Source organism: Corallococcus macrosporus, from assembly GCF_017302985.1.
Lineage (GTDB): Bacteria > Myxococcota > Myxococcia > Myxococcales > Myxococcaceae > Corallococcus > Corallococcus macrosporus_A.
This window is the reverse complement of the sequence record NZ_JAFIMU010000006.1, coordinates 14,686-39,168: the sequence shown is the minus strand read 5'-3', so window position 1 is coordinate 39,168 and position 24,483 is coordinate 14,686. Positions and strand designations below refer to the sequence as shown.

Below are 24,483 nucleotides of genomic sequence, written 5' to 3'. Positions count from 1 at the left end.
ATTGCGGAATCCCTCTCACTTCTGGGGCGCGAACTGCTCCGCCCCGTCCACGCTGTCGTCGTCGAGCACCTTCTCCACGGTGTCCACCAGCTGCTGCCCGTCGCTGGCGGTGACGCGCAGCTGGAATCGGCCCTCGCCGATGCCCTCGAAGACGAAGTAGTTGTAGCTCTGGCGCTCCAGCGCCTTCCAGTCGCCGTCGCGCTTCCACTCCAGCTTCTTGATGGGCAGCCGGTGGTTGCGCACCTGGATGGCCGTCCACCACGGGTTGCTGCCGTTCTTGAAGTGGTACTCCACCGGGCCGGCCACGTCGCAGGACACGGGCGTCCAGGTGATGTCCACGCGGCCGTCCTTCGCCTCCGCCACCTTGTCGAAGGCCTGGCGCGACAGGTCCAGGTGGCCCTTGTCGCAGTCAGGGCACTGGTCGACGATGCGCACGCGCACGGTGCCCTTGGGCCCGACGATGTCCACGCACTCGCCGCAGACGGCGCTGTTGTCGTACTGGGCCTGGTTCATCGCGGCCACCATCATGTCGCCGCCGGGCTCGAAGGAGCAGTTGCCGCCCCCGTTCGCGTCGTAGAAGGTCGCAATCCCTTTCTGCTCGGAGCCCAGGCTCACGCCACCTCCGGTGGCCGAGTCTCCGCACGCCCCACAGGCAAGCGCGGCCAGGGTCAAAACCAGCGAGGACTTCCAGGAAGCGGGTCGGTTCATACCGCGCACTATACACGCGTCGCTCCGCGTCAAGGACAGACAGGACTCCCTGTCTTGGTTCCGTCAGATGGGCTTGTTAGCGTCCGGGCCTTCCCCCTCCCGAAAATCGGAAAGGAATTCCCATGATGAACAAGCTGACGTCCGTGGTGTGTCTGGGTTCTGCCCTCGTACTCTCCGCGTGTGGCGGTCCGGAGCAGGAGGACGGCGCGGAGCTCGCGCGGCAGAGCGCGGCGCTGACGACCGCGTCCTCGCAGGGCTGTGACTACTCGGCGAGCACGGTGCAGATCACCACGTCCCCGCCTCAGTACAACATCGTCATCACCCGCACGGGCGGCACCAGCTGCACGCTGCCGACGGGCGCTTCGTATATCGTCCAGACCGTGCCGCTGGATCCGCCGGGCCCGGTGTCGCTCGCGGGCTCCAGCGAGGGGCTCGCGGTGGGCTTCGTGATGCGCAACGGGTGGAGCGGCTCGTCCGCCTACGTCATGGCCGTGCGCGCCGTGGACCCCACCGCGCTCTCCACCACCCGCAGCGCGGACATCTACTGCGACTACAGGACGGGCAACATCAGCACGGGCAGCCTGAGCATCAACGGGACCACCCTGGCCTCGTCCGGCACCAAGGCGTGCAAGATCAACAACCAGTCGGGGACCTACTGGTACGCGAGCTTCGTGAACTTCTTCACCAGCACCACGCCCCCCAACATCACCGTCATCTGACGCACCCCCTGAAAAAGCCCTGCCCGCCACCGGCTGATTCCGGTGGCGGGCAGAGCCCCCCTTGCTGCGCGTTCCCCGGTGATTCGTGCCAGGTACTTCCTAGCGGCCGCTGGCGGACGCGGTGGTCAGCGCGCGGGCCTGGCCGATGAGGCGGACGAACTCGGTGCGGTCGGAATCACCGCCCACGGCGCCCTCCGCCAGCTTCTGCGTGGTGGCCAGGCTCCAGCCCTCCGCGGCGGGCGCGGCGCGGAGGATGTCCGCGGTGGCGGCCACGGCGACGGCGAAGCGGAAGTCCTGGGACGCGGCCTCCATGGACGGCTTGAGGTTGGCGCGGGTGAGCGGGAAGGCCTGCTCCTTCGCCTCCGTGCCGTTGGGCGCCTTGGCGCGGATGCGCACCGTGGCCAGCTCCTGCGGCGCGTCGCCCGTGAGCTCCACCTCGTAGAGCGCCGTCACGGTGTGGCCCGCGCCAATCTCGCCCGCGTCCACCTTGTCGTCGCGGAAGTCCTTGTCCGCGATGTCCCGGTTCTCGTAGCCCATCAGGCGGTAGCGGCTGACGGCCTTCGGGTTGAACTCCACCTGGAACTTCACGTCCTTCGCGATGACCTCCAGCGTGCCGGTGAGCTGCGTCTCGAAGACCTTGCGCGCTTCCTTCATGCTGTCCACGTAGAAGCTGTTGCCGTTTCCCTTGTCGGCCAGCTGCTCCATCAGCGAGTCGTGGTAGTTGCCCATGCCGAAGCCCACCGTGGTGAGGGTGACGCCCTCGGACACGTACTTCTGCACGCTGGCCAGCATGGCCTTGGGGCTGAGGTTGGGGCCGATGTTGGCGTCACCGTCGGTGAGCACCACCACGCGGGACACCACGCCGGCCGCGGCCTTCTTCACCGCGTGCTTGTAGGCCGTCTCCATGCCGGAGCCCATGGCCGTGCCGCCGCCCGCGACCAACGTGTCCAGCGCCGCGTGGATCTTCTTCACGTCCGTGGCGGGCGTGGGGGACAGCACGTCCCGCGTGGAGCCCGCGTAGGTGACGAGCGCCACGGTGTCGTTCTCGTTGAGGTTCTTCACCGCGACCTTGATGGACTCGATGGCCAGGGGCAGCTTGTCCGAGGACGCCATGGAGCCGCTGGTGTCCACCAGGAACACCAGGTGCGCGGGCTTGCGCTGCGAGCGGGAGACGACCTTGCCCTGCACGCCCACACGCACGAACTGGCGGCGCGCGTTGAAGGGCGACGGCGCGCCCTCCAGGTGCACCGTGAAGGCGCCTTCCTCGGGCGGCGTGTAGCGGTACTTGAAGTAGTTGACGAACTCCTCCACGCGCACCGCCTGGGTGGGGGGCAGCTGGCCCTGCTGCAGGTAGCGCCGCGCCATGGAATAGGAGGCCGTGTCCACGTCCGCCGCGAAGGTGGACAGGTTGTCCTTCGCCGTCTCCGTGAAGGCGTTGGGCTTGTAGGCCTCGAAGGTGTTGCCGCCCTCGGCGACGCTCTTGTCGTCGCCCAGCTCCATCTTGGACTTCTCCTTCGGCTGCGCGACCGTCATCGGGGCGGCGGCTCCGCCCAGGGTGAGGGCGCCGGAGGCCGCGCTCATGGCGGCCATGGACTGCTTCCCGGGCGACGCGCGGCGCTGCGCCGGCTCCGCGGCCATGAGGCTGTCGGAAGCAGCCGGGGCTTCGGCGGCCATCTCGTACTCAGGGGAGGGCGCCGACGCGACGTTGGCGTCACGGCGCTTCTTGGCCGCGACCGGGGCCGGGGCCGGGGTGGAGGGCGGCGGCGGGGGCGCCATCAGCGCACGGGGCTCGTCAGCGGGAGCGGTCTCGGTGGTCGCGACGGCCTGGGGGCGCAGTTCCCCGCGCGTCGCGCTCTGCTGCGCCGGCTCCATGGAGGAGCACGCGCTCACGAGGCTGGCGCAGAGGAGGGCACCACTGACGAAGGACACGCGGCGCTTCGAGAAGAACGGGGACATGGGCGGCTCCGGGACGACGGGAGGAAGTCAGCGTGCCCCTGGAAACGACCGACCTCCGGAATGGGTTTATCCGGTGAATTTTTCCCGGGTCCTTACGTGGGCCGCGCTTGCGTGGGGGGACCCCTTTTGCGACGGTCCCCGCCCATGGAGACGACACGACCGTTCCGGATTCTGGGCATCCAGCAGATCGCGATTGGCGGGCTCGACAAGGGCGCCCTGCGCAAGCTGTGGGTGGACACCCTGGGCCTCCAGGCCCATGGCACCTACCGCAGCGACAAGGAGAACGTGGACGAGGACATCGTCGTGGCGGGCGCGGGCCCCTTCAAGGTGGAGGTGGACTTGATGCAGCCCGTCAACCCCGACGGCCGTCCCAAGGTGCACGACCCGGCGCTCAACCACGTGGGCCTGTGGGTGGACGACCTGGCGGTGGCCGTCAAGTGGCTGGAGGGGCAGGGCATGCGCTTCACGCCCGGCGGCATCCGCAAGGGCGCGGCGGGCTTCGACGTCTGCTTCATCCACCCCAAGGCGAGTGATCAGTTCCCGCTGAGCGGCGAGGGCGTGCTGATTGAACTCGTGCAGGCCCCGCCGGAGATCATCCGCGCCTTCGAACAGGCCGCTGCCAGCGCGACGCACTGAGCAGCCACTGGCCCGCGCGCGTGAAGCCCTTCTTCACCGCGCGCTCCAGCGGATCCCACGCGACGCACAGCACGAACGTGCACGCGATGAGCAGCGCGAGCAGACCGGCGTACTTCAGCCACCCGCTGGAGTCGCCCCACACCTTCTGGAACGAGAAGACGCCGAAGAGGCGGTAGTACAGCAGCATCTCGTGGAAGAAGTACGCGGACAGCGACGAGGTGCCGAAGACCTCGAAGAAGCGGCGGGCCCGTGAGGGCTTCGCGTCCGGTGCCAGCCGTCCCTCCACCCAGAGCATCACCAGCAGCACCGCGCAGACCCACATGAAGCGGGTGGCGGAGTTGGACGGGTTGGTGACGAAGAAGCGGTGCGGCGGGTAGAGGTTGTTGAGCACGCCGGGCAGCAGCGTCCCCAGCAGGCCCAGCGCGATGAGGAAGCCCAGGGCCCGCGCCAGCCCCTTGCGGCCCCACGCGCCCGCGATGCTGCCCGCGAAGGCGCCCAGCCACGCGAAGCCAATCCACGGCACCAGCGGGAAGGGCGCCCAGGAGGACTTGCGCAGGAAGGACGCCCAGGGCTCGCCCGCGGAGTCGCTGAAGGGCGCCAGCGCGAACGCCACCATGGCCAGCGCGAACGCGGTGCCCGCGAGCACGCGCGGGCGCGAGGCGAGCAGCGCGGCCAGGGGCAGGGTGATGATCAGACACAGGCCCACGCAGTGGAGGATGTCCAGGCGCAGCAGCCACACGGGCTCGGTGCGGATGGGGAACCACACGGCGTTGACGAGCGCGGCGACGGCGAACACCTCCGCGATGCGGCGCAGGTTGCGGGGCACGCGCTCGTGCAGCACGCCCGCGGCGGCGCTGCGCACCATCAGCAGCGCCAGCGCGAACCCGGCGGAGAAGATGAACGCGGGGGCCACCAGCCCGTCGACCTTGAGCAGCCGGCCGGTCCACTCGCTCTTGCGCAGCTCGGGGGTGAGCAGCACGAGCGAGTGGGTCTGGATCATCACGAGGACGGAGAGGCCGCGCAGCCAGTCGATGGCGCGCACGCGCTCGCGGGAGACGGGGGCGGCGGAGGGCAGGGTGCTCACGGGGGGCGCTACCCTACGCCGGTCCCGCGGGCGGTTGCACGCGCCCGCGGGGCCGGGAACTGCTTGGGCTTCGGACTACCAGCTGACGGCGTCGAGGTACGCCGTCCCCTTCCACGTGCCCGTCGTCTGGAACTCCACGCCCAGCTGGTACAGCGGGGTGGTGGAGCCGGAGGGCAGCTTCAAGGTGAGGGTGTTCCAGGCGCCGGCCTTGAGGCTGCCGACAGCGATCCAGTTGCCCGTCCAGCGCCAGTTCGCGGCCGCGCCTTCCACGGCATAGGGCTGGACGCCGGTGATCTTGCTGCTCGTGGGCAGCCAGAACCGGAACGTCACCGTCTTGCCGGACGACACGGCCGCGTTGGCCACGGCCACCGTGCCCTGGCCGGACGCGCCGTTGAAGGGCACGGCCAGCGAGCGGGTGCCCGCGTAGGCCTTCGCCGTCGTCGTGCTCACGGACGACAGGGCGGGGCCGCCCGCGCTCCAGCCCTGCGTGCTGGACTCGAAGCCGTACTTCGACGTGTCGCCCGGGGTGCCCGCGTCGGAGGAGCCGGTGCCCGCGTCGGTGCCGGCATCCGGACGCGTCCCGCCGTCCACGCCGCCGTCGACGCCCCCATCCGGACGGGTGCCGCCGTCAGTGCCACCGTCAGGGCGGGTGCCGCCGTCGGTGCCACCGTCCACCGGCGGGGTGCCGGCGTCCACGGTGCCACCATCGGTGGAGCCGCCACCCGGGGGCGGAAGCGTGGTGCCCTCCGCGGGCAGGAAGAGGCCGCCCGCGTTGAGGAACACCCCCGCGCGCTTCTTCAGGTACGGCTGGCCGTCGGTGGCCTGGTCGTTCTGGTAGGAACTCTGACCGCCCGCGCCCGCGCCGAACATCAGGGCGACGACGCCCACGTTGGCGAACTTGCGCCGGTGCGCGTCACCGCTGGTGCCGAAGAAGTACTCGGTGCGGTTGTCCTTGTAGCCCTGGCGCGCACCGCCACCGTTGTTGATGTTGAGGTGGTTGGAGTTGCCCAGCGGGATCTGCCACAGCACCCAGCGCTTGCCGGACGTCTGGTTCCACAGGCGCAGCCACTCCGCATAGCGGTTGTACGAGCGCGACGTGAGGGACGCGGAATCGCTCATGTCCCAGGTGTGATCCGCGCCCTGCGTGAGCCGGTAGAAGTCCGCGTCGCGGTCCAGCGGGTCGCCCACGATGACGTCGTAGGTGGCGCCGGTGACGTTGGTGCCCAGCCCCAGCGGCTTGAGGAAGTTGACGACCTTGTCCACCTCCGGCTGGAGCGGATCCGTCAGCGAGTTGAACGCGATGTCCTTGCCGCTGGCCCACGCGGAGATGTGCAGGCCCAGCACGACGTTGTTCGCGCCCACGGCCTTGCGCAGTTGGAGGAACGCCAGGCTCCACCCGGCGACGGTGTTGGGCAGGCCCGCGAGCTCCGGCATGCCCGACGCGGCGATGGCGGCGTACGCGTTGGGGTTGGAGGCCGTCTGGAACTGGAGGAGGCCGACCGCGTCCGGCTCCACGTGCACGATGACCGGGCTGCCGAAGGTCTTCGCGCGCTGGAGGAGCAGCTTCACGTCCTCGAAGTAGCTGCGCATGGTGCTGGCGTTCTTCAGCTTCGCCAGCGTCTCTCCCTCGCCGCCGCCCGGCTCCGCGAAGAGCTGGTAGTAGGTGACGACGGGGACGAAGCCCTGCGACTTCGTCTCCGTGAAGAAGCTGGCCGCCCAGCTGCCGTCGCGGGCGCCGTAGCCCCAGTTGTCCACCCAGCCCTTGGTGAAGTAGCGGTAGCGCGCGTCCCACGGAACGTCGCTGTCTCGCATCCAGTTCTGGCCGGCCTCTTCGAAGAGGCCCACCATCAAGCGATTCTGGAAGGCCGGGGGCACGGGCCCCTGCACACCCGTGGCGGCCTGGGCGGTCAGCGCCCCGAGACACGTCAGCGTCAGCAGCGCCGCGAAGGCGCGTCGAATGGTGTTGGTCATGGAGGCGCTAGTACGCTCCAGCGCCCCCAGTCCTTCCGGTTCGGAGTGCAACGCCCCCCGGCCGTCCGCTCCCCGGACACACCGCCGGGGGCTCTCCGGCCCGCTATGCGACCGAGCTCTGGAGCGCTGCGTCCTCGATGCGCCGCAGGCACGCGGTGAGGTGCCGCGCCATGGTCTCCACGTTCGGCGGTTCGATCATCGTCTGGTGATTGCCGGGCACCGGCAGCACCTCCAGCCCTGGCCGCACGAGCTCGCGCCACGGCTGTTCCGGATGCAGCGGATGGGGCGGCACGTGGACCTGGGCCTTGAGATACGTGGCCGGTCCCTCGTAGGGCACGGGCGCGTAGCTGAACAGGGCGCGCATGTGGGCCTTCCAGACGTCCAGGAAGATCTCCAGGTCGCGCAGCGAGTACGAGTCCGGCACGGTCGCGCCTTCGCGGGCCTGACGCAGTACCTCCTTCATCTGCTCGTGCGGAGGCAGCGCACGCAGGCGCTGGGCGAGCGTGGGCGTGTCATCCCCGAACATCGCCGCGAGCAGCGCGGCGTCGTCCTCGAACCGCGTGGGCATCTGGCCGGGGCCGGGCGTGTCGAGGAAGACGAGCAGCGCGGGAGGGACGCCCAGCTTGAGCAGGCGCTGGGCCATCTCGTAGACGATGGTGCCGCCCATGGAGAGGCCGACGAGGTAGTAGGGCCCTTGCGGCTGCCACTGGAGCATGGCGCTCAGGTGGTGCGACGCGAGCAGTTCGATGCTCGTGAGCGGAGGGCACTCGCCGTTCACGCCCGGGGCCTGGAAGCCATACACCGTGCGGTCAGGGCCGAGCGCCCGCACCAGGTCCTGGTAGCAGAACACCGTGCCGCCCACCGGGTGCATGCACCACAGCGGCGGAAGGTCCAATCGGCCCTGCTGGAGCTGCACGATGCCCTCGGGGAGCGTGGGCCCCTGCGCGGCCACTGGTGCATCCGGCGTGAGCTTCGCCTGGATCCACTGCGCGAGCGCCGCGACCGTCGGACTCTGGAAGAGGACCTGGAGCGGGACCTTGAACGGGAAGTGCTCCGACAGCTTGGACACGAGCTGCGCCGCGAGCAGGGAGTGGCCGCCCAGGTCGAAGAAGCTCGCGGTGACGCTGATGGCCGTCCGTCCCAGGACCTCAGCCCACAGGTCCGCGATGCGCTGCTCCAGCGGCGTGCGAGGCATCACGCCGTCCTCCTGCGCATCCGTGGAGTCCGAAGGACGCGGCAGGGCGCGGCGGTCCACCTTGCCGTTCGCGTTGAGCGGCAGCGCGTCCATCAGCACGAATGCGGAGGGGACCATGTGGCTGGGGAGCGCAGCATGGACGTGGGCGCGCAGGTCGCTGGCGGTCACGGCATCGCGGGAGGTGACGTAGGCAACCAGCCGCTTGTCGCCCGGTGAGTCCTCACGCACGAGGACCAGGACCTCGCGCACGGACGCGTGCTGGCGGATCACGGCTTCGATTTCACCCGGCTCGATGCGGAAGCCACGCACCTTCACCTGATGGTCGCGGCGGCCCACGAAGACGACGGCGCCGTCGTGGCGCTGCCGGACGAGGTCGCCAGTGCGGTAGAGGCGTGCGCCAGGGACGGAGGCGAAGGGGTGGGGGATGAAGGCCGTCGCGGTGAGCTCGGGCCGCTCCCAGTAGCCCCACGCGAGGCCGTCGCCGCCGACGAACAGCTCACCGACGATTCCCGGCGCCACCGGGTGCAGGTGCGCGTCCAGCACGTAGGCCGTGCTGTTGGAGAGGGGCTGGCCGATGGGCACCGTGTCCGTGACAGGCTCCGAGACGAGGTGCCACGTGCTGAACGTGGTGTTCTCCGTGGGGCCGTAGACGTGCAGCAGCCTGCGGGGCCCACCGTGGGCCAGCAGCCGGTTCACGCAGGCCGGGTCCACGGCCTCGCCACCGAAGAGGAGCGTGGACAGGCCGTTGAAGGCCGTGGGCTCCATCCGCGTGACGTGGTTGAACAGGGCCGTGGTGAGGAACAGCGCGGTGATGCGCTCGTCGCGCAGACCCCGGGCCAGCGTGGTGGGGTCGATGATCTCCTCCTTGGAGAACAGGACGAGCGTGGCGCCGTTGAGCAGCGCACCCCACACCTCGAAGGTCGAGGCGTCGAAGGACACCGTCGCCGCCTGGGCCACGCGGTCCTCCGGGCCGAAGGGGATGTAGTCCGGATCCATCACCAGCCGCATCACGGCCTGATGGGGAACGCAGACGCCCTTGGGCCGGCCCGTGGAGCCTGACGTGTAGATGAGGTACGCGGGCTCCTGCGGATGGAACCGGGTCGCGTCATACGGCGAGCCGGTACGGGAGGCCGCCTCCAGCGCATCGATGCGGATGCATCCAACGCTGTCGGAAGAGAAGCGGCTCGCGGTCGCCGTTCCCGTGATGATCCGATGCACCTTCGCATCGGAGATCATGAGGGCCAGGCGGTCCGCCGGGTAGTCCGGATCCAGCGGCACGTAGGCACCGCCCGCCTTGAGGATGGCGACGAGCGACACGACGAGGTCGATGGAGCGCGGCAGGCACACGCCCACGCGAGGCGCCTCCGGTCCAACGCCCTGGGACTTGAGCTCCCACGCGAGCTGGTTGGCGCGGGCATCCAGCTCCGCGTAGCTGAGCGCTTGGGCGCCGAGGCGCACGGCGATGGCCTCCGGGCGCGTGGCCACCTGGGCTTCGAAGGCCTGCGTGATCGAGCGGTCCTGTGGATAGGGCCGGCCAGTGTCGTTCCACGCCGTGAGGACCTGCTGCCGCTCCGCTTCGGAGAGCCACGGCAGGGCGTGGATGTCCGCATCGGGTTGACGGAGCGCGCCTTCGAGCAGGCGGCGGAAGTGGTCAGCCATCCGCTCGATGGTGTGGGGCTCGAACAGCGAGGTTGCGTACTCGAACGTGCCGCTGAGACCTTCCGGGACTTCGGTCAGGGCCAGTGTGAGGTCGAACTTGGAGGTCGGGGTCTGCAACTCCAGCGCCTGCACCTGGAGGCCCGGCAACTGGGGCGGAGTGCCGGGCGTGTTCTGCAAGGCGAACATCACCTGGACCAGCGGGCCATGGCTCAGGGCTCGTTCGACGTGCAGCTCCTCCACGAGCTTTTCGAACGGCAGCTCCTGATGCGCGTACGCGCCCAGGGCGCGGTCACGCACCTGCCGCAGCACTTCGCGGAAGGACGCACCGTCGCGCAGGTGGGCGCGCAACGGCAGCGTGTTGACGAAGAAACCGATGAGGCCTTCCAGTTCCTCGCGCGTGCGGTTGGCGATGGGCGTGCCGACGATGAAGTCCCGCTGGCCGCTGTAGCGCGACAGCAGCAACTGGAAGCCCGCCATCAACGTCATGAACAGCGTGGCCCCTTCCTGGCGGCCCAGTCCCTCCAGCGCTTCGAGCACGCTGCGCGGGAGGGTGAACACATGCGTGGCCCCCGCGAACTGCTGCACGGAAGGACGGGGATGGTCGGTCGGCAGCTCCAGGACATGCGGCGCGTCCGCGAGCTGCTGCTTCCAGAAGTCGAGCTGCCGCTGGAGCACGTCGCCCTGGAGCCACTGTCGCTGCCACGCCGCGTAGTCCGCGTACTGCACGGGCAGCGCCGCCAGGTCGGAGGTCCGGCCCGCGTGACGCGCCTGGTATTCGACGGACAGCTCCCGGTACAGCACGCCCAGGGACCAGCCGTCGGAGACGATGTGGTGCAGGTTGAGCAGCAGCACGTGGTGCCGCGCGTCCTCGCGCACCAGGAGGGCTCGGAACAGCGGACCCTCCGAGAGGTCGAAGGGCTTCTCCGCGTTCTCGCGCAGCAAGGCTTCGGCTTCGTCCCGGGAGGAAGCGTCGACCCGGCGGAGGGACACCGGCAGCCGGGGCAGGATGCGCTGCACGGGAACGCCTTCGCCCGGGAACACCGTGCGCAGGGATTCGTGCCGGTCCACGAGCGCCTGGAGCGCATGCTCCATCACGTCCGCGTCCAGCGTGCCTTCCAACCGCAGCGCCATGGGCATGTTGTACGCGGCCCGGTCCGAGTGGAACTGGTTGAGGAACCAGAGCCGCTCCTGCGCGAAGGACAGCGGCGGCGCTTCTTCGCGGTGGTGAGCCTTGAGCACGGGAACCGCGTGGGACGGATCCTGCGTCCGTGCCTCCAGTGCGCCCGCGAGCAATTCGATGGTGGGGTACTCGAAGAGGGTGCGCACGGGGACGGGCACGCCCAGCACCTGCGAGGTCCGCGAGACGATCTGCGTGGCCAGCAGCGAGTGGCCGCCCAGATCGAAGAAGTTCGCATCGACGGGGATGTGGGCCCGCTGCAACACCGCGCACCAGATGGCGCTCAACGTCTGCTCCAGCGCGGTCAGCGTCCGGGTGCCCGTCGTCGGCGCATCTTCTCCCTCGGGGACCGGCAGGGCGCGGCGGTCCACCTTCCCATTGGGAGTCATGGGCAGCGCGTCGAGCAACACGAACGCGGAGGGCACCATGTGGCCAGGCAGCGAACCCTGCACATGGATGCGCAGGTCGCTGGAGGTCACCGCGTCATGGAAGGTGACGTAGGCGACCAGCCGCTTGTCGCCTGGCGAGTCCTCACGCACGAGGACCAGGGCCTCGCGCACGGACGCGTGCTGGCGGATCACGGCTTCGATTTCGCCCGGCTCGATGCGGAAGCCACGCACCTTCACCTGATGGTCGCGGCGGCCCACGAAGTCGAAGGCTCCGTCATGGCGCTGCCGGACGAGGTCTCCGGTGCGGTAGAGGCGAGCGCCCGGGACGGAGGCGAAGGGGTGGGGGATGAAGGCCGCCGCGGTGAGCTCGGGCCGCTCCCAGTAACCCCATGCGAGGCCGTCACCGCCGACGAACAGCTCACCGATGATTCCCGACGCCACCGGGTGCAGGTGCGCGTCCAGCACGTAGGCCGTGCTGTTGGAGATCGGGTGGCCAATGGGCACCGTCACCGCATCGGGTTCGACCCGTGTCGGAGAGAACCACGTGCTGTACGCCGAGTTCTCAGTGGGCCCGTACGCGTGAACGAGGTGGTCGGGCTTGCTGTGGGAGAGGAGTGCGCGGATGCAGGTCGGGTCCGCGGCCTCGCCACCGAACAGGAGCCAGCGCAGGCCCTTGAGGAGCGCCGGGTCGGTGCGCGCCACGTGGTTGAGGAGCGCCGTGGTGAGGAACAGGACCGTGATGCCTTCTTCGCGGACCCGCCGCGCGAGCACCGTGGGCTCAATGACCTCTTCCTTGGACAGCATGACCAGGGTCGCGCCATTGAGCAGGGCGCTCCACAGCTCGAACGTCGAGGCGTCGAAGGCGACCGTGGACGCCTGGGCCACACGGTCCTCGGGACGAAGCTGGATGAAGTCCGGATTGAGGACCAGGCGGGCGACACCTCGATGCGGGATGCAGACGCCCTTGGGCCGGCCCGTGGAGCCGGACGTGTAGATGATGTGCGCCAGGTCATCGCCCGTGCCCGCATCCGGAGGCGCGTGGCGTGCCAGCCCCGCCGGCAGCGCATCCAGCCGCAGGACGGTCCAGGGGCCCGCGGGGACATGGTCCACGAGCGCGGACTCGGTGACGACTGCGACGAGCCGCGCATCGGTGGCCATGAAGGCGAGCCGGTCCGCCGGGTAGTCCGGATCCAGCGGCACGTAGGCACCACCCGCCTTGAGGATGGCGACGAGCGACACGACGAGATCGATGGAGCGCGGCAGGCACACGCCCACGCGAGGCGCCTCCCGTCCGACGCCCTGGGCCTTGAGGGCCCACGCGAGCTGATTGGCGCGGGCGTCCAGCTCCGCATAGGTGAGTGCCTGGGCGCCGTGGCGCACGGCGGTGGCCTCCGGCCGCGCGGCCACCTGCGCGTTGAAGGCACTCACGAGGGAGGCCTCGCGCGGGTAGGGACGCGCGGTGTCGTTCCAGGTGAAGAGGACCTGCCGACGCTCGGCCTCGGAGAGCCAGGGCAGGGCGTGGCTGACGGCATCCGGCTGGCGGAGCGCGCCTTCGAGCAGACGCTGGAAGTGGCCGGCCATCCGCTCGATGGTGCGGGGCTCGAACAGTGCGCTCGCGTATTCGAGGACGCCCGAGAGCCCGTCGCCGGTCTCCTCCAGCATGAGGCTGAGGTCGAACTTGGAGGTCTGGAGCGGCAGCTCCAGCGCCTTGACTTCGAGGCCCGGAAGCCGAGGCAACGAGCCCGGAGCGTTCTGCAAGGCGAACATCACCTGCACCAGCGGTCCGTGGCTCAGGGCCCGCTCGACGTGCAGCTCCTCCACGAGCTTTTCGAACGGCAGCTCCTGATGCGCGTACGCGCCCAGGGCGCGGTCACGCACCTGCCGCAGCACTTCACGGAAGGACGCACCGTCGCGCAGGTGGGCACGCAGCGGCAGCGTGTTGACGAAGAAGCCGATGAGGCCTTCCAGCTCCTCGCGCGTGCGGTTGGCGATGGGCGTGCCGACGATGAAGTCCCGCTGGCCGCTGTAGCGCGACAGCAGCAACTGGAAGCCCGCCATCAACGTCATGAACAGCGTGGCGCCTTCCTCACGGGCCACGGCCTCCAGCGAATGACGGAGCGCGGAGGGCAACGCGAAGCGGAACGTGGCGCCCTCGAACCGCTGCACCGCGGGGCGCGGGCGGTCCGTGGGCAGCTCCAGGACATGCGGTGCGTCCGCGAGCTGCTGCTTCCAGAAGTCGAGCTGCCGCTGGAGCACGTCGCCCTGGAGCCACTGACGCTGCCACGCCGCGTAGTCCGCGTACTGCAAGGACAGCGGGATCAGCTCCGGCGCGTTGCCCTGGAGGCGTGCGCTGTATTCCGAAGACAGCTCACGGTAGAGCACGCCCAGCGACCAGCCATCGGACACGATGTGGTGCAGGTTGAGCACCAGCACCGAGCACGTGCCTTCGAGCTGGAGCAGGAGCGCGTGGAACAGGGGGCCTCGGACCAGGTCGAAGGACCGCTCGGCCTCCTGCCGCAAGCGCGTCTGGACCCGCACGTCCTCCGGTCCCGAGGCATCGAGCCGCTGGACCTCCAGCGTGACCACGGGCTCCGCGGTGATGTGCTGCGTGGGGAGGTCGCCCTCGGGGAACGTGGTGCGAAGGGACTCGTGCCGCGACACGAGCGCTTCCAGGCTGGCGCGCAGCACCGTGACATCCAGGGGACCGTCCAGGCGCAGCGCCATGGGCATGTTGTAGACGCCCGGTGTGTCGTGGAGCCGGCCCAGGAACCACAGCCGCTCCTGCGCGAAGGACAGCAGAAGCGGCCCGGAACCATGCGGCGTCACCGGGATGCGCGAGGCCTCCCGGTGTCCTTCCGCGAGCAGGCCTTCCACGACCCGGACGAACGCCTCCAGGCGCGGGGCTTCGAAGAGGGCTCGCACGGGCAGGGACACGCCCAGGGCCTCCCGAACGCGGGACACCACCTGCGTGGCCAGCAGCGAATGGCCGCCCAGGTCGAAGAAGTGGGAGTGCGCTCCCACCTCGCGCCCGCCCAGCACGGAGGCCCAGATTCCCGCGACCCGTGCTTCGAGCGGGCCGCGGGGCGCGATGAAGCCGTCGGTGCTGGAGGCTTCGGGAACAGGCAGTGCGCGCCGGTCGATCTTCCCGTTGGGCGTGAGGGGCAGCGACTCCAGCACCACGAACGCGGAGGGCACCATGTGGCCCGGGAGCCGGGCCTGGAGGAACTCGCGGAACACCGCGTCCGTGACTCCGGATGCCGCGATGTAGGCCACGAGCCTGCGGTCGCCCGGCGTGTCCTCGCGCAGCAGGACCAGGGCCTCCCGAGCGGCGGGGTGCTGCCGCAGGGCCGCTTCCACTTCACCCAGCTCGATGCGGAAGCCGCGCAGCTTCACCTGGTGGTCGCGGCGGCCGATGTACTCCAGGACGCCGTCCCCGCGCTGCCGGACCAGGTCTCCGGTGCGATAGAGCCGCGCGCCCGGCGCGTCGCTGAACGGATGCGGGATGAACTTCTCCGCGGTGAGGCCGGTCCGGTCCCAGTACCCGAGCGCCAGTCCGTCGCCGCCGACGAACAGCTCGCCCACGACGCCGGGAGGAACCAACTGGAGCCGGGCATCGAGCACGTACGTCGTGCTGTTGGCGAGCGGGCCACCGATGGGCACGGACTCCACGCCCGCGTGCGGCACCCGGTGCCACGTGCTGAACGAAGTGTTCTCCGTGGGGCCATAGCCGTTGATCAGCTCCTTGGGCCCGCCGTGCGAGAGCACCGCGTTGACGCTGGCGACATCCGCGGCCTCTCCGCCGAAGATCATCCAGGACAGGTGGCGGAAGGCCTCCGGCCGCGTGCGGGCGACGTGGTTGAAGAGCGCCGTGGCCAGCACCATGTGCGTGATGCGCTCGTCCTGGAGCCTGCGCGTCAGGACCTCCGGGTCGATGATCTCGTCCTTGGTGAACAGGACCAGCGTGGCCCCGTTGAGCAGCGCGCCCCAGATCTCCAGCGTAGAGAGGTCGAAGGCGATGGTCGTTGACTGCGCCATCCGGTCGCCGGGCCCCAGGTGCACGTAGTCGGGGTTGAGCACCAGCCGCACCACGCCCTGATGCGGGATGCACACGCCCTTTGGCCGGCCCGTGGAACCGGACGTGTAGATGATGTGCGCCAGATCCACCGGCATCACGGCCTCGGCCGCCGGCACGGCCGGCACGTCGTGCCAGCGCGAATCCAGGCACACGGGCGTCCACGAGCCTGGAGGCAGTCCGGAGGCCAGGGCCTCATGCGTGACGATGGCGACCAGCCGCGCATCGGTGGCCATGAAGGCGAGCCGCTCGGCGGGATGCTCCGGATCCAGCGGGACGTACGCGCCGCCGGCCTTGAGGATGGCCAGCAGCGACACGATGAGGTCCACCGAGCGCGGCAGGCACACGCCCACCTGCGGCGTGCGCCGGCCCACCCCGAGCGCCCGCAGCCGCCGGGCCAGGTGCTCCGCGCGTGCATCCAGCTCCGCGTAGGTGAGCGTCACCGCGCCGTGGCTCACCGCGATGGCATCGGGCCGCTGTGCGACCTGCGACGCGAAGGCATCCACGATGGACAGCTCCGAAGGGTAGGGGCGTGCCGACACGTTCCAGTCCCGGAGCACCCGCCGCTGCTCCAGCTCCGACAGGAAGACCGCGTCCCCCGTGGCCCGGTCCGGCGCTTCCACGAAGCAGCGCAGCACCTGGAGGTAGTGCTCCATCAGGCGCTCGATGGTGGCCGCATCGAACAGCGCGGTCGCGTATTCGAGCGTGCCCGCCAGCTCCTCACCGGACTCCTCCAGCGCGAGGAACAGGTCGAACTTGGACGTGCGCGTGTCCAGCGTCAGCGGGGTGACGGTGACGTCCGGGAACTGGAGCCGTGACGTGGGCGCGTTCTGGAGCGCGAACAGCACCTGGATGAGGGGCGTGCGGCTCGGTTCGCGTTCGACCTGGAGGGCTTCGACCAGCTTCTCGAACGGCAGGTGCTGATGGGCGTAGGCCCCCAGCGCGTTGTCGCGCACCTGCCCGAGGAGCTGGAGGAACGACGGTTCCCCCTCGAAGCGTGCCCGGATGGGCAGCGTGTTGACGAAGAAACCGATGAGGCCTTCCAGCTCCTTCCGCGTCCGATTCGCGATGGGCGTGCCCACCACGAAGTCCCGCTGCCCGCTGTAGCGCGACAGCAGCACCTGGAAGCCGGTGAGCAGCGCCATGAACAGCGTGGCCCCTTCACGGCGGGCCAGTTCATCCAGTGCATGGTGGAGCCGCGCGGGAACGGTGAAGCGATGGACGGCGCCCGCGAACTTCTGCACGGCGGGACGCGGCCGGTCGGTGGGCAGCTCCAGCACATGCGGCACGTCCGCGAGCTGCCGCTCCCAGAAACCCAGCTCCCGCTGGAGCACGTCGCCCTGGAGCCACTGTCGCTGCCATGCCGCGTAGTCGGGGTACTGGATGGGCAGCGGCGCCAGGTCCGTGATGGCTCCGCGAGCGCGGTATGCGGTGGACAGCTCGTGGTACAGCACGCCGAAGGACCAGCCGTCGGACACGATGTGGTGAAGGTTGAGCACCAGCACGTGCCGCTGCTCCGCCTCCCGGATGAGCAGTGCGCGGAACAACGGTCCCCGGGCCAGGTCGAAGGGCCGCTCCGCTTCACGCTGCATGCACGCCAGCGTCTCCTCCTCCGAACGGGGCTCCGCACGCTCCAGCGTCATGCGCAGGTGCGCGGCGACGTGCTGGATGGCGGTGCCTTCACCGGGGAAGGTGGTGCGCAGGGACTCATGCCGATCCACCACGGTCTGGAGCGCCTGCTCCAGCACGGCCGGATCCAGGGAGCCCTCCAGGCGGAACGCGAACGGCAGCGAATACAGCGCGGAGCCCGGCATCCACTGGTCCAGGAACCACAGCCGCTGCTGCGCGAACGACAGCTGCTCCCGTGCCGCGTCCGCGCACGGAGGGATGGGCGCTTCGGCACGCTCCGCCACGGGAGCGGCCGCCTCCAGCGCGGCGGCGAAGTCGCGGAGGATGGGATACGCGAACAGCGAGCGGAGCGGGATGGGACGCCCGAGCACATCGCACAGCCGGCCGATGGCCTGCGTGGCCAGGAGGGATTGCCCGCCCAGCTCGAAGAAGTCCGCCGTGGCGCTGACAGCCTCCACGCGCAGCACGTCCGCCCAGACCTTCGCGACGGTGCGCTCCAGCGCGGTCTCCGGTGCGACGAAGTCCTCCTCGGCGCCGGGGCAGTGGCGCGGATCCGGAAGCGCCTTTCGCTCCACCTTGCCGTTCGCGGTGAGCGGCATCGTGTCCAGGACGACGATGGCCGACGGCAGCATGTGCGCGGGCAGGTGGCCCTTCAGGTGGGCCCGCAGCACCGGGGCCGTCAGGGGCTCGGAGGCCGTCACGTACGCCACGAGCCGCCGGTCCCCCGGCACGTCCTCGCGCACCATCACCACGGCTTCCTGCACGGAGGCGTGCAGGCGCAGCGCTGCTTCCACCTCTCCCGGTTCGATGCGGAAGCCGCGCACCTTGACCTGGTGGTCCACGCGTCCCACGAAGTCCACCGCGCCGTCCTCGAGCCTGCGCGCGAGGTCCCCCGAGCGATACATGCGCGCGCCCGGTTCGGTGCTGAAGGGATCCGGCAGGAACTTCTCGGCCGTGAGGTCGGGGCGCTCCCAATAACCCCACGCGACGCCGGTGCCTCCCGTGTACAGCTCGCCCACGGCGCCCGTGGGCAGCTCACGGCCCTCCACGTCCAGCACGTACATGCGCGTGCCGGAGATGGCGTGGCCAATGGGCGCGGGCTCGGAGCCGAGCGGCGCGCGCAGGAGCTGGCAGCTCGTGAAGGTGGTGTTCTCCGTGGGGCCGTAGCAGTTGAAGATGCGCGTGTGGGGCAGGGCCTCCAGCGCCCGGCGCGCGTGCGGCAGGGACATCACCTCGCCGCCCGTGTAGAGCTGTCGCAGCGTCCGCGTGCCCGGCAGGCCCCGGTCCACCAGCGTGTTGAACAGGCCCGTGGTGAGGAACGCCGTCGTCACCTGCTCGGCGCCCAGGAAGTCGCCCAGCTCGTCCAGCGCGGCGGCCCCGCGAGCGAACACCGCCACGCGGCCGCCGTTGAGCAGCGCGCCCCAGAGCTCGAACGTGGACGCGTCGAAGGCCACGGGCGCCAGTTGCAACAGCACCTCGTCCGGCCCCAGGTGCACGTAGTCCGCGTCCAGCACCAGCCGCAGCACGCCCCGGTGGGGCACGCACACGCCCTTGGGCCGGCCCGTGGAGCCGGACGTGAAGACGACGTAGGCCAGGTCGTCCTCCACCACGTCCCGCGTGAGGGGCCCGTCACCGAAGCCCGCCAGCGCCTCCGCCTGCGTGTCCAGACAGAGCGTGCGCCAGTCCCCTGAAGGAAGCCGCGACTCCAGCCCGGCGTGCGTGACGATGATCCGCACGCGCGAGTCCGTGGCCATGAACGCGAGCCGCTCCGACGGGTACTCCGGATCCAGCGGGACGTACGCGCCGCCCGCCTTGAGGATGCCGACCAGCGTGACGATGAGGTCGATGGAGCGCGGCAGGCACACGCCCACCTGAGGCCGCTCACGGCCCACGCCCTGGGCCTTCAGCCAGCCCGCCAGCCGGTTCGCGCGGGCATCCAGCTCCGCGTACGTGAGCTGCTGTCCATCACAGCGGACGGCGACAGCGTGGGGGCGGAGCGAGGCCTGGGCCTCGAAGGCATCAGCGATGTTGCGAGGAGCCGGCCCCTTTGGGGACACGGGGGCGTCGACGGTCTCGGTCATGGCGACGCGCCGCCCCCGGCGAAAGGGGTGTCAGTGCCGCCGTGCGGGACACGAGGGCGGATGAAACAGGGGCGGGCGCGTGCGTCGAATTAAGAGACGTTGACCGAACGCGCGCAAGGTTGGCTGGCGGGCCACACCCCTGGTGGAGTGGATTCCTCTCGCGCCAGCGCTACCCGTCGCGTGCTTGTCACTGTTTCACGGAGCGCTGTTTCACGGAGGGCAAACCAGACCCGGCTCGTTGGCGTCCACGTCCTGCAACGCGAGCAGACACGTGAGCGCGTCCGGGTCCACGGAGTCCATCAGGTACGTGCGGCGCCACAGCAGCGCGGCGAAGCGCTTGGGAAGCTGCGAGTCCGGAGTGACGAGCGCTCGGCGCACGCCGTTGCTGCCCACCGCGGCCTTGCCCATCGCCGCCTCCAGCTTCGCGACGTCATCCGGGCAGCCCTCCGGGCAGTTGTAGAGGAACACCGCGTGGCCATGCTCCAGGTTGTGGATCCACGAACAGCGAGGCTGCTCCGTGTCGAAGCTGCGGCACGACAGCCACGTGGGGCAGTGCATGCCGGAGTTGGGCGGGTTCTCTCCGTTGCCGCACCCGGTGCTGCTGCACGAGCTCACGTGACTGGCCGACGAGATCTCCGACAGCGGGAACGAATACCGCTCACAGGCCTCGCCACCGGGCGTGGGCGGATCATCGTTCGTCGAACCGCAGGCGAGGCACAGCGAGAAGAGGAGGGCAGGGAGGGCGCGAGGCATCCCCTCCGTCATATCGCAACGGGCTTGCGCCGCTCATCGCCCCCGCGTCCCACCTTCCTGTCAGGGCACGACGCCGCGCCGCTCCACATCCCGGTCACTCAGCCCCCGGAAGCCCAGGGCCTCCATCAGGCGCAGGAAGTCCGCGGGCGGCAGGCTGCCACCCGTGGCCCGCGAATGGCCGTGCGCGTATGAGCCTCCCATCGGCGGCAGGTCCAACCCCCGCAGCAGCGCGAGCAGATCCACCGGCGCGCGGCTTCGCAGCACGAAGTTCACGCGGCCGGGCAGGTAGCCCGTGTTGGCGGCGACGACGATGTGGTCCGGCAGCCGCTGCACCCAGCGCATCGCCACCAGCGGATGCACCTGCGCCTCGGAGCTGAACATCAGGAGTGCCAGGTTCCCCGCGAAGCGCGGCGGCGTCTTCGCGCACCGGGCCACCTCGCGCTGCACCTCCAGGCGGCAGTCGCGCAGCGCGTCCACGCCGGGCACGCGCCCCTCCGCGATGTCCGCTGCGCTGCCCGCGCGCAGCAGCACCTGCATCGCCAGCGGCGCCGCGAAGCGGCTGGAACGGCGGGCCGCGTTGAGCAGCGCCACCGCCTCCGTGACGGACGAACGCTTCGCCCGCCGCAGCGCGTCCTTGAGGAACGGCATGGGCGCGTCCACGCCCAGGTCCGCCACCGTCCCCAGCACCGCCAGCCACTCCAGCGGACCGGGGACGACGAACGACGACGTCAGCACGTACGTGAGCAGGCTCGTGTTCGCCACGGGCTCATGGCCGTAGGCGGTGAGCACCTGCGCCCCGGGTGGAAAGGACTCCGACGCATGGTGGTCCACCACCAGCGTGGGCACCCCGGGAAGCAGCGGCTCCGCGCGGCTGCCCTGGTCCAGCACCACCAGCGCCTCAGGAGAGGAGGCCGCCAGCCGCTCCAGGAACCCCTGTTGGTGGACGTCCTCTCCCTTGCCGGGCAGGCGCGCTGTCGGCCGCGCGCCCAGGGATTGGAGCGCCCGGACCATCAGCACCCCGGAGCTGAGCCCGTCCGCGTCCGTGTGCGGCACGACGAGCACGTGCTTGTCCCGGCAGGCTTCCAGGAACTCACGCGCCTGGTCCATCGCCGCCTCTGGCGCGGGCCAGTGCGCATCCTTGGTGTGTCCTAGAAGCATGAAGCAAAGCTGTCACTGCCTGTAGCGGCACGGCAGGGCGCGCCCGTCGTGGCTGGTTGCCCTCCGGACGACCCCCCGGGTCCAGTCACCCGGCGCGAGCGTGCTGACCTTTCCAGGCATGGAAGGCCTCTCGACCTATCGGCTGGGCTACGTGGCCCAATCCCTAACGCTGGGCGTGAGCGCCAGCCACACGTGCCGGCTCGCCACCGCGACGCCGCAGCGCCTGGAGGAACTCATCGCGCAGAACCTGGAGGAGATGGAGCAACTGCTGCGCTTCAACGAGGCGCACGGCATCCAGGTGTTCCGCATCGGCTCGTCGCTCATCCCGTTCGGCTCGCACCCGGTGAACACGCTGCCGTGGTGGAAGACCTTCGCGCGCGAGTTCGCCGCGCTAGCCCGCATCGCGCGCCAGTCCCAGCAGCGGCTGTCCCTGCATCCGTCCCCGGCCGGCGCGTCGCTGTCCTCGCGCCACGAACGCGTGCGTGACGCCGCCATCGCGGAGCTGCGCTACAGCGCGCGCGTGCTGGACCTGCTGGAGGCAGGCCCCGAGTGCCGCGTCGTCATCCACGTGGGCGGCGCCGCGCCCAGCCGCCCGGAGGCGCTGGAGGCCGCGCACCGGATGCTGGACACGATGCCGGAGGATCTGCGGCAGCGCATCACCATCGAGCACGACGACAAGGTCTGGACCGCACGCGAGGTGCTCCCGCTGGCCCGCGAGCACGGCGTGCCCATGGTGGGCGACAACCTGCACAACGCGGTGCTTCCGTCGGATCCGCCCCTGTCCGTGGAGGAGCTGGTGCGCGAGGCCTCCGCGACCTGGCGCGCACTGGACCTGCGGCCCAAATTCCACCTGGCGTCACAGAAGGTGGACGGGCGGCCGGGTGCGCACTCGGACTTCATCGTCCCGGCGGACTTCCAGGCCATGGTGGCAGCGCTCGACGGGCCCGCGGACTTCATGCTGGAGGCGAAGGAGAAGGACCGCGCGGTTTTCGCACTGCGTCGCGAAGCGGGGGCGCGACGTTCACCCCGAGGACAGGGCGCGCGGGCGCCTTGACTTCGCGGGTGCGAGGGCAGGGCACTTCCCATAGTGTCCGCGCCCATGACCCGCTCACCCCAGTCCCTGATGCGCGCGGCCCTGGCCGCCCTGTCGCTCGCGGCGCCCGCCGCCAGCGCGCAGACGCCGGCCGCGAAGGCAACGCCCGCTCCTGCCGCGAAGGCCACGCCCGCGGAGGCGAAGCAGTTCGTCGACAAGCTCAACGCGGACCTCAAGCAGCTCTGGACCCGTCAGGCCACCGCCGATTGGATCAAGAGCACGTACATCACCGACGATACGGAACGGAACGCCGCCACCGTCAACGAAGAGGTGATGGCCTACGTCAACAACGCCATCAAGGACTCGCGCCGCTTCGACGGGCTGAAGCTGGACGCGGACACCGCGCGCATGCTGCACCTGCTGCGCGTGTCCCAGACGCTGCCCGCGCCGGCGAACGCCAAGCAGCGCGCGGAGCTGGCCGCCACCGCCGCGAAGCTGGAGGGCCTCTACGGCAAGGGCAAGTACTGCGGCAAGGACGGCAAGGGGAAGTGCCGCGACCTGGAGGAGCTGTCCGACGTGATGGCGGAGAGCCGCAACGCGGACGAGCTGCTGGACGCGTGGACGGGCTGGCACGCCGTCAGCCGCCCCATGCGCCCGCTCTACACGCAGCTGGTGGACCTCTCCAACGCGGGCGCGAAGGACATCGGCTTCAACGACCTGGGCACGCTCTGGCGGTCGTCCTACGACATGACGCCCGCGGAGTTCGAGCAGGAGGCGCAGCGGCTCTGGGGCCAGGTGAAGCCCATGTACGACGAGCTGCACTGCTACGTGCGCGGCCGGCTGGCGAAGCAGTACGGCGAGGCGAAGGTGCCCGCCGGCAAGCCCATCCCCGCGCACCTGCTGGGCAACATGTGGGCGCAGGAGTGGAACAACATCTACCCGCTGGTGGAGCCGTTCCCCGGCCAGGCCAGCCTGGACGTGAACAGCACCCTGGTGAAGCAGGGCTACGACGCGCAGAAGATGGTGAAGCTGGGTGAGAAGTTCTTCACCTCGCTGGGCCTCAAGCCGCTGCCGCAGACCTTCTGGGAGCGCTCGCAGTTCACCAAGCCCCGCGACCGCGACGTCGTCTGCCACGCGTCCGCCTGGGACGTGACGTACGACAACGACCTGCGCATCAAGATGTGCATCAAGCCCACCGAGGAGGACCTGGTCACCATCCACCACGAGCTGGGCCACAACTACTACTACACGTACTACTACAAGCTCCCCGTCCTCTTTCAGGCGGGCGCCAACGACGGCTTCCACGAGGCCATTGGCGACGCGCTCACGCTCTCCATCACCCCGGCCTACCTCCAGCAGGCGGGCCTGCTCAACGCGGTGGAGAAGAACGACAAGAACGTCATCAACCTCCAGTTGAAGGACGCGCTGGAGAAGGTGGCCTTCCTGCCCTTCGGCCTGCTGGTGGACCAGTGGCGCTGGGACGTGTTCAGCGGGAAGGTGAAGCCGGCGGACTACAACAAGAGCTGGTGGGCGCTGCGCACGAAGTACCAGGGCGTGGCCGCCCCGGTGGCGCGCACGGAGCAGGACTTCGACGCGGGCGCCAAGTACCACGTCCCCGCCAACGTGCCGTACACGCGCTACTTCCTCGCGCGGATCCTCCAGTTCCAGTTCCACAAGGCGCTGTGCGAGGCCGCGGGCCACAAGGGCGCGCTCAACGAGTGCTCCATCTACGGCAACAAGGCCGCCGGCCAGCGCCTGCAGGCCATGCTGGAGATGGGCGCGAGCAAGCCGTGGCCGGACGCCCTGGCGGCGATGACGGGCACCCGCCAGATGGATGCCACGCCCATGCTGGAGTACTTCGCCCCGCTGCGTCGTTGGCTCCAGGAGCAGAACAAGGGCCAGAAGTGCGGATGGTGACGTTTCACGCCTGACGTATCCAGGGAGTGGACTTCGCCCGGGACGGGCGCTTAGGCTGGCGCCCGTCTTGTAGGGTTGACCTCTGTAGGACCGGACGGCGACTCTTCCTGTCCGCGATGAAAGAAGAACAGCAAATGGCGACTGGTACCGTGAAGTGGTTCAACGACGCGAAGGGCTTCGGCTTCATCACGCAGGACGGCGGCGGCGAGGACGTGTTCTGCCACCACACCGCCATCAACATGGACGGCTTCCGCACCCTGGCCGAGGGCCAGAAGGTGGAGTTCGAAGTCACCAAGGGCCCCAAGGGCCTGCAGGCGCAGAACGTTCGCGCCGCCTGAGCCTGACC

General features: G+C 70.0%; 12 protein-coding genes. 5 read left to right on the top strand and 7 right to left on the bottom strand.

Annotated elements, in window-relative coordinates:
* Positions 1–15: 15 nt before the first annotated feature.
* Entirely contained in the window at positions 16–615 is a 600-nt protein-coding gene (locus JYK02_RS10200; RefSeq protein WP_347402463.1) for an expansin EXLX1 family cellulose-binding protein, read from the bottom strand.
* A gap of 215 nt (positions 616–830) precedes the next feature.
* On the opposite strand from JYK02_RS10200, the gene JYK02_RS10195 reads away from it, so the two are divergent.
* A complete protein-coding gene (locus tag JYK02_RS10195; RefSeq protein WP_207050711.1) occupies positions 831–1,427 on the top strand; it encodes a hypothetical protein in 597 nt (198 codons plus the stop codon).
* Between the two features lie 99 nt (positions 1,428–1,526).
* On the opposite strand, the gene JYK02_RS10190 is transcribed toward JYK02_RS10195, so the two are convergent.
* Positions 1,527–3,383, bottom strand: coding sequence for a vWA domain-containing protein (locus JYK02_RS10190; protein WP_207050710.1), 1,857 nt, complete (start codon positions 3,381–3,383; stop codon positions 1,527–1,529).
* 144 nt (positions 3,384–3,527) lie between these two features.
* Here JYK02_RS10190 and JYK02_RS10185 point away from each other — a divergent pair, with 144 nt between their 5' ends.
* Complete coding sequence (locus tag JYK02_RS10185; RefSeq protein WP_207050709.1) at positions 3,528–4,019, top strand: VOC family protein; 492 nt, start codon at positions 3,528–3,530, stop codon at positions 4,017–4,019.
* Here the strand turns inward: JYK02_RS10185 and JYK02_RS10180 are convergent.
* The 5 genes from JYK02_RS10180 to JYK02_RS10160 form a co-directional block, all read right to left on the bottom strand.
* Positions 3,976–5,103 carry a heparan-alpha-glucosaminide N-acetyltransferase domain-containing protein gene (locus JYK02_RS10180; protein ID WP_207050708.1) on the bottom strand — a complete coding sequence of 376 codons (1,128 nt, stop codon included), beginning with the start codon at positions 5,101–5,103 and terminating at the stop codon, positions 3,976–3,978. The two genes, JYK02_RS10185 and JYK02_RS10180, sit on opposite strands and share 44 nt — an antisense overlap.
* A 75-nt stretch (positions 5,104–5,178) precedes the next feature.
* Positions 5,179–7,074: a carbohydrate binding domain-containing protein gene (locus tag JYK02_RS10175; RefSeq protein ID WP_207050707.1), complete on the bottom strand. Its 1,896-nt coding sequence runs from the start codon at positions 7,072–7,074 to the stop codon at positions 5,179–5,181.
* Positions 7,075–7,177: 103 nt separating this feature from the next.
* Positions 7,178–19,276: a non-ribosomal peptide synthase/polyketide synthase gene (locus JYK02_RS10170; protein ID WP_207050706.1), complete on the bottom strand. Its 12,099-nt coding sequence runs from the start codon at positions 19,274–19,276 to the stop codon at positions 7,178–7,180.
* 210 nt (positions 19,277–19,486) lie between these two features.
* The gene (locus tag JYK02_RS10165; protein WP_242588632.1) at positions 19,487–20,029 is read right to left on the bottom strand and encodes a DUF3105 domain-containing protein; all 543 of its coding nucleotides are present in this window, start codon (positions 20,027–20,029) and stop codon (positions 19,487–19,489) included.
* A gap of 60 nt (positions 20,030–20,089) precedes the next feature.
* Entirely contained in the window at positions 20,090–21,136 is a 1,047-nt protein-coding gene (locus JYK02_RS10160; RefSeq protein WP_242588631.1) for a DHH family phosphoesterase, read from the bottom strand.
* A gap of 169 nt (positions 21,137–21,305) precedes the next feature.
* On the opposite strand from JYK02_RS10160, the gene uvsE reads away from it, so the two are divergent.
* The 3 genes from uvsE to JYK02_RS10145 all read left to right on the top strand — a co-directional run bounded on the left by uvsE (position 21,306) and on the right by JYK02_RS10145 (position 24,475).
* Positions 21,306–22,241, top strand: coding sequence for a UV DNA damage repair endonuclease UvsE (uvsE, locus tag JYK02_RS10155; protein WP_242588630.1), 936 nt, complete (start codon positions 21,306–21,308; stop codon positions 22,239–22,241).
* Positions 22,242–22,286: 45 nt separating this feature from the next.
* On the top strand, positions 22,287–24,137 hold the full coding sequence (locus JYK02_RS10150; RefSeq protein WP_207050702.1) for a M2 family metallopeptidase: 1,851 nt from the start codon (positions 22,287–22,289) through the stop codon (positions 24,135–24,137).
* Positions 24,138–24,271: 134 nt separating this feature from the next.
* On the top strand, positions 24,272–24,475 hold the full coding sequence (locus JYK02_RS10145) for a cold-shock protein (protein ID WP_014397260.1): 204 nt from the start codon (positions 24,272–24,274) through the stop codon (positions 24,473–24,475).
* Positions 24,476–24,483: the final 8 nt, after the last annotated feature.

Excerpts from the sequence above, each read along its gene's own strand:
- JYK02_RS10195 (WP_207050711.1), top strand. The coding sequence starts at position 831 with ATGATGAACAAGCTGACGTCCGTGGTGTGTCTGGGTTCTGCCCTCGTA.
- JYK02_RS10190 (WP_207050710.1), bottom strand. The coding sequence starts at position 3,383 with ATGTCCCCGTTCTTCTCGAAGCGCCGCGTGTCCTTCGTCAGTGGTGCC.
- JYK02_RS10185 (WP_207050709.1), top strand. The coding sequence starts at position 3,528 with ATGGAGACGACACGACCGTTCCGGATTCTGGGCATCCAGCAGATCGCG.
- JYK02_RS10175 (WP_207050707.1), bottom strand. The coding sequence starts at position 7,074 with ATGACCAACACCATTCGACGCGCCTTCGCGGCGCTGCTGACGCTGACG.
- JYK02_RS10170 (WP_207050706.1), bottom strand. The coding sequence starts at position 19,276 with ATGACCGAGACCGTCGACGCCCCCGTGTCCCCAAAGGGGCCGGCTCCT.
- JYK02_RS10165 (WP_242588632.1), bottom strand. The coding sequence starts at position 20,029 with ATGCCTCGCGCCCTCCCTGCCCTCCTCTTCTCGCTGTGCCTCGCCTGC.
- JYK02_RS10160 (WP_242588631.1), bottom strand. The coding sequence starts at position 21,136 with ATGGACCAGGCGCGTGAGTTCCTGGAAGCCTGCCGGGACAAGCACGTG.
- uvsE (WP_242588630.1), top strand. The coding sequence starts at position 21,306 with ATGGAAGGCCTCTCGACCTATCGGCTGGGCTACGTGGCCCAATCCCTA.
- JYK02_RS10150 (WP_207050702.1), top strand. The coding sequence starts at position 22,287 with ATGACCCGCTCACCCCAGTCCCTGATGCGCGCGGCCCTGGCCGCCCTG.
- JYK02_RS10145 (WP_014397260.1), top strand. The coding sequence starts at position 24,272 with ATGGCGACTGGTACCGTGAAGTGGTTCAACGACGCGAAGGGCTTCGGC.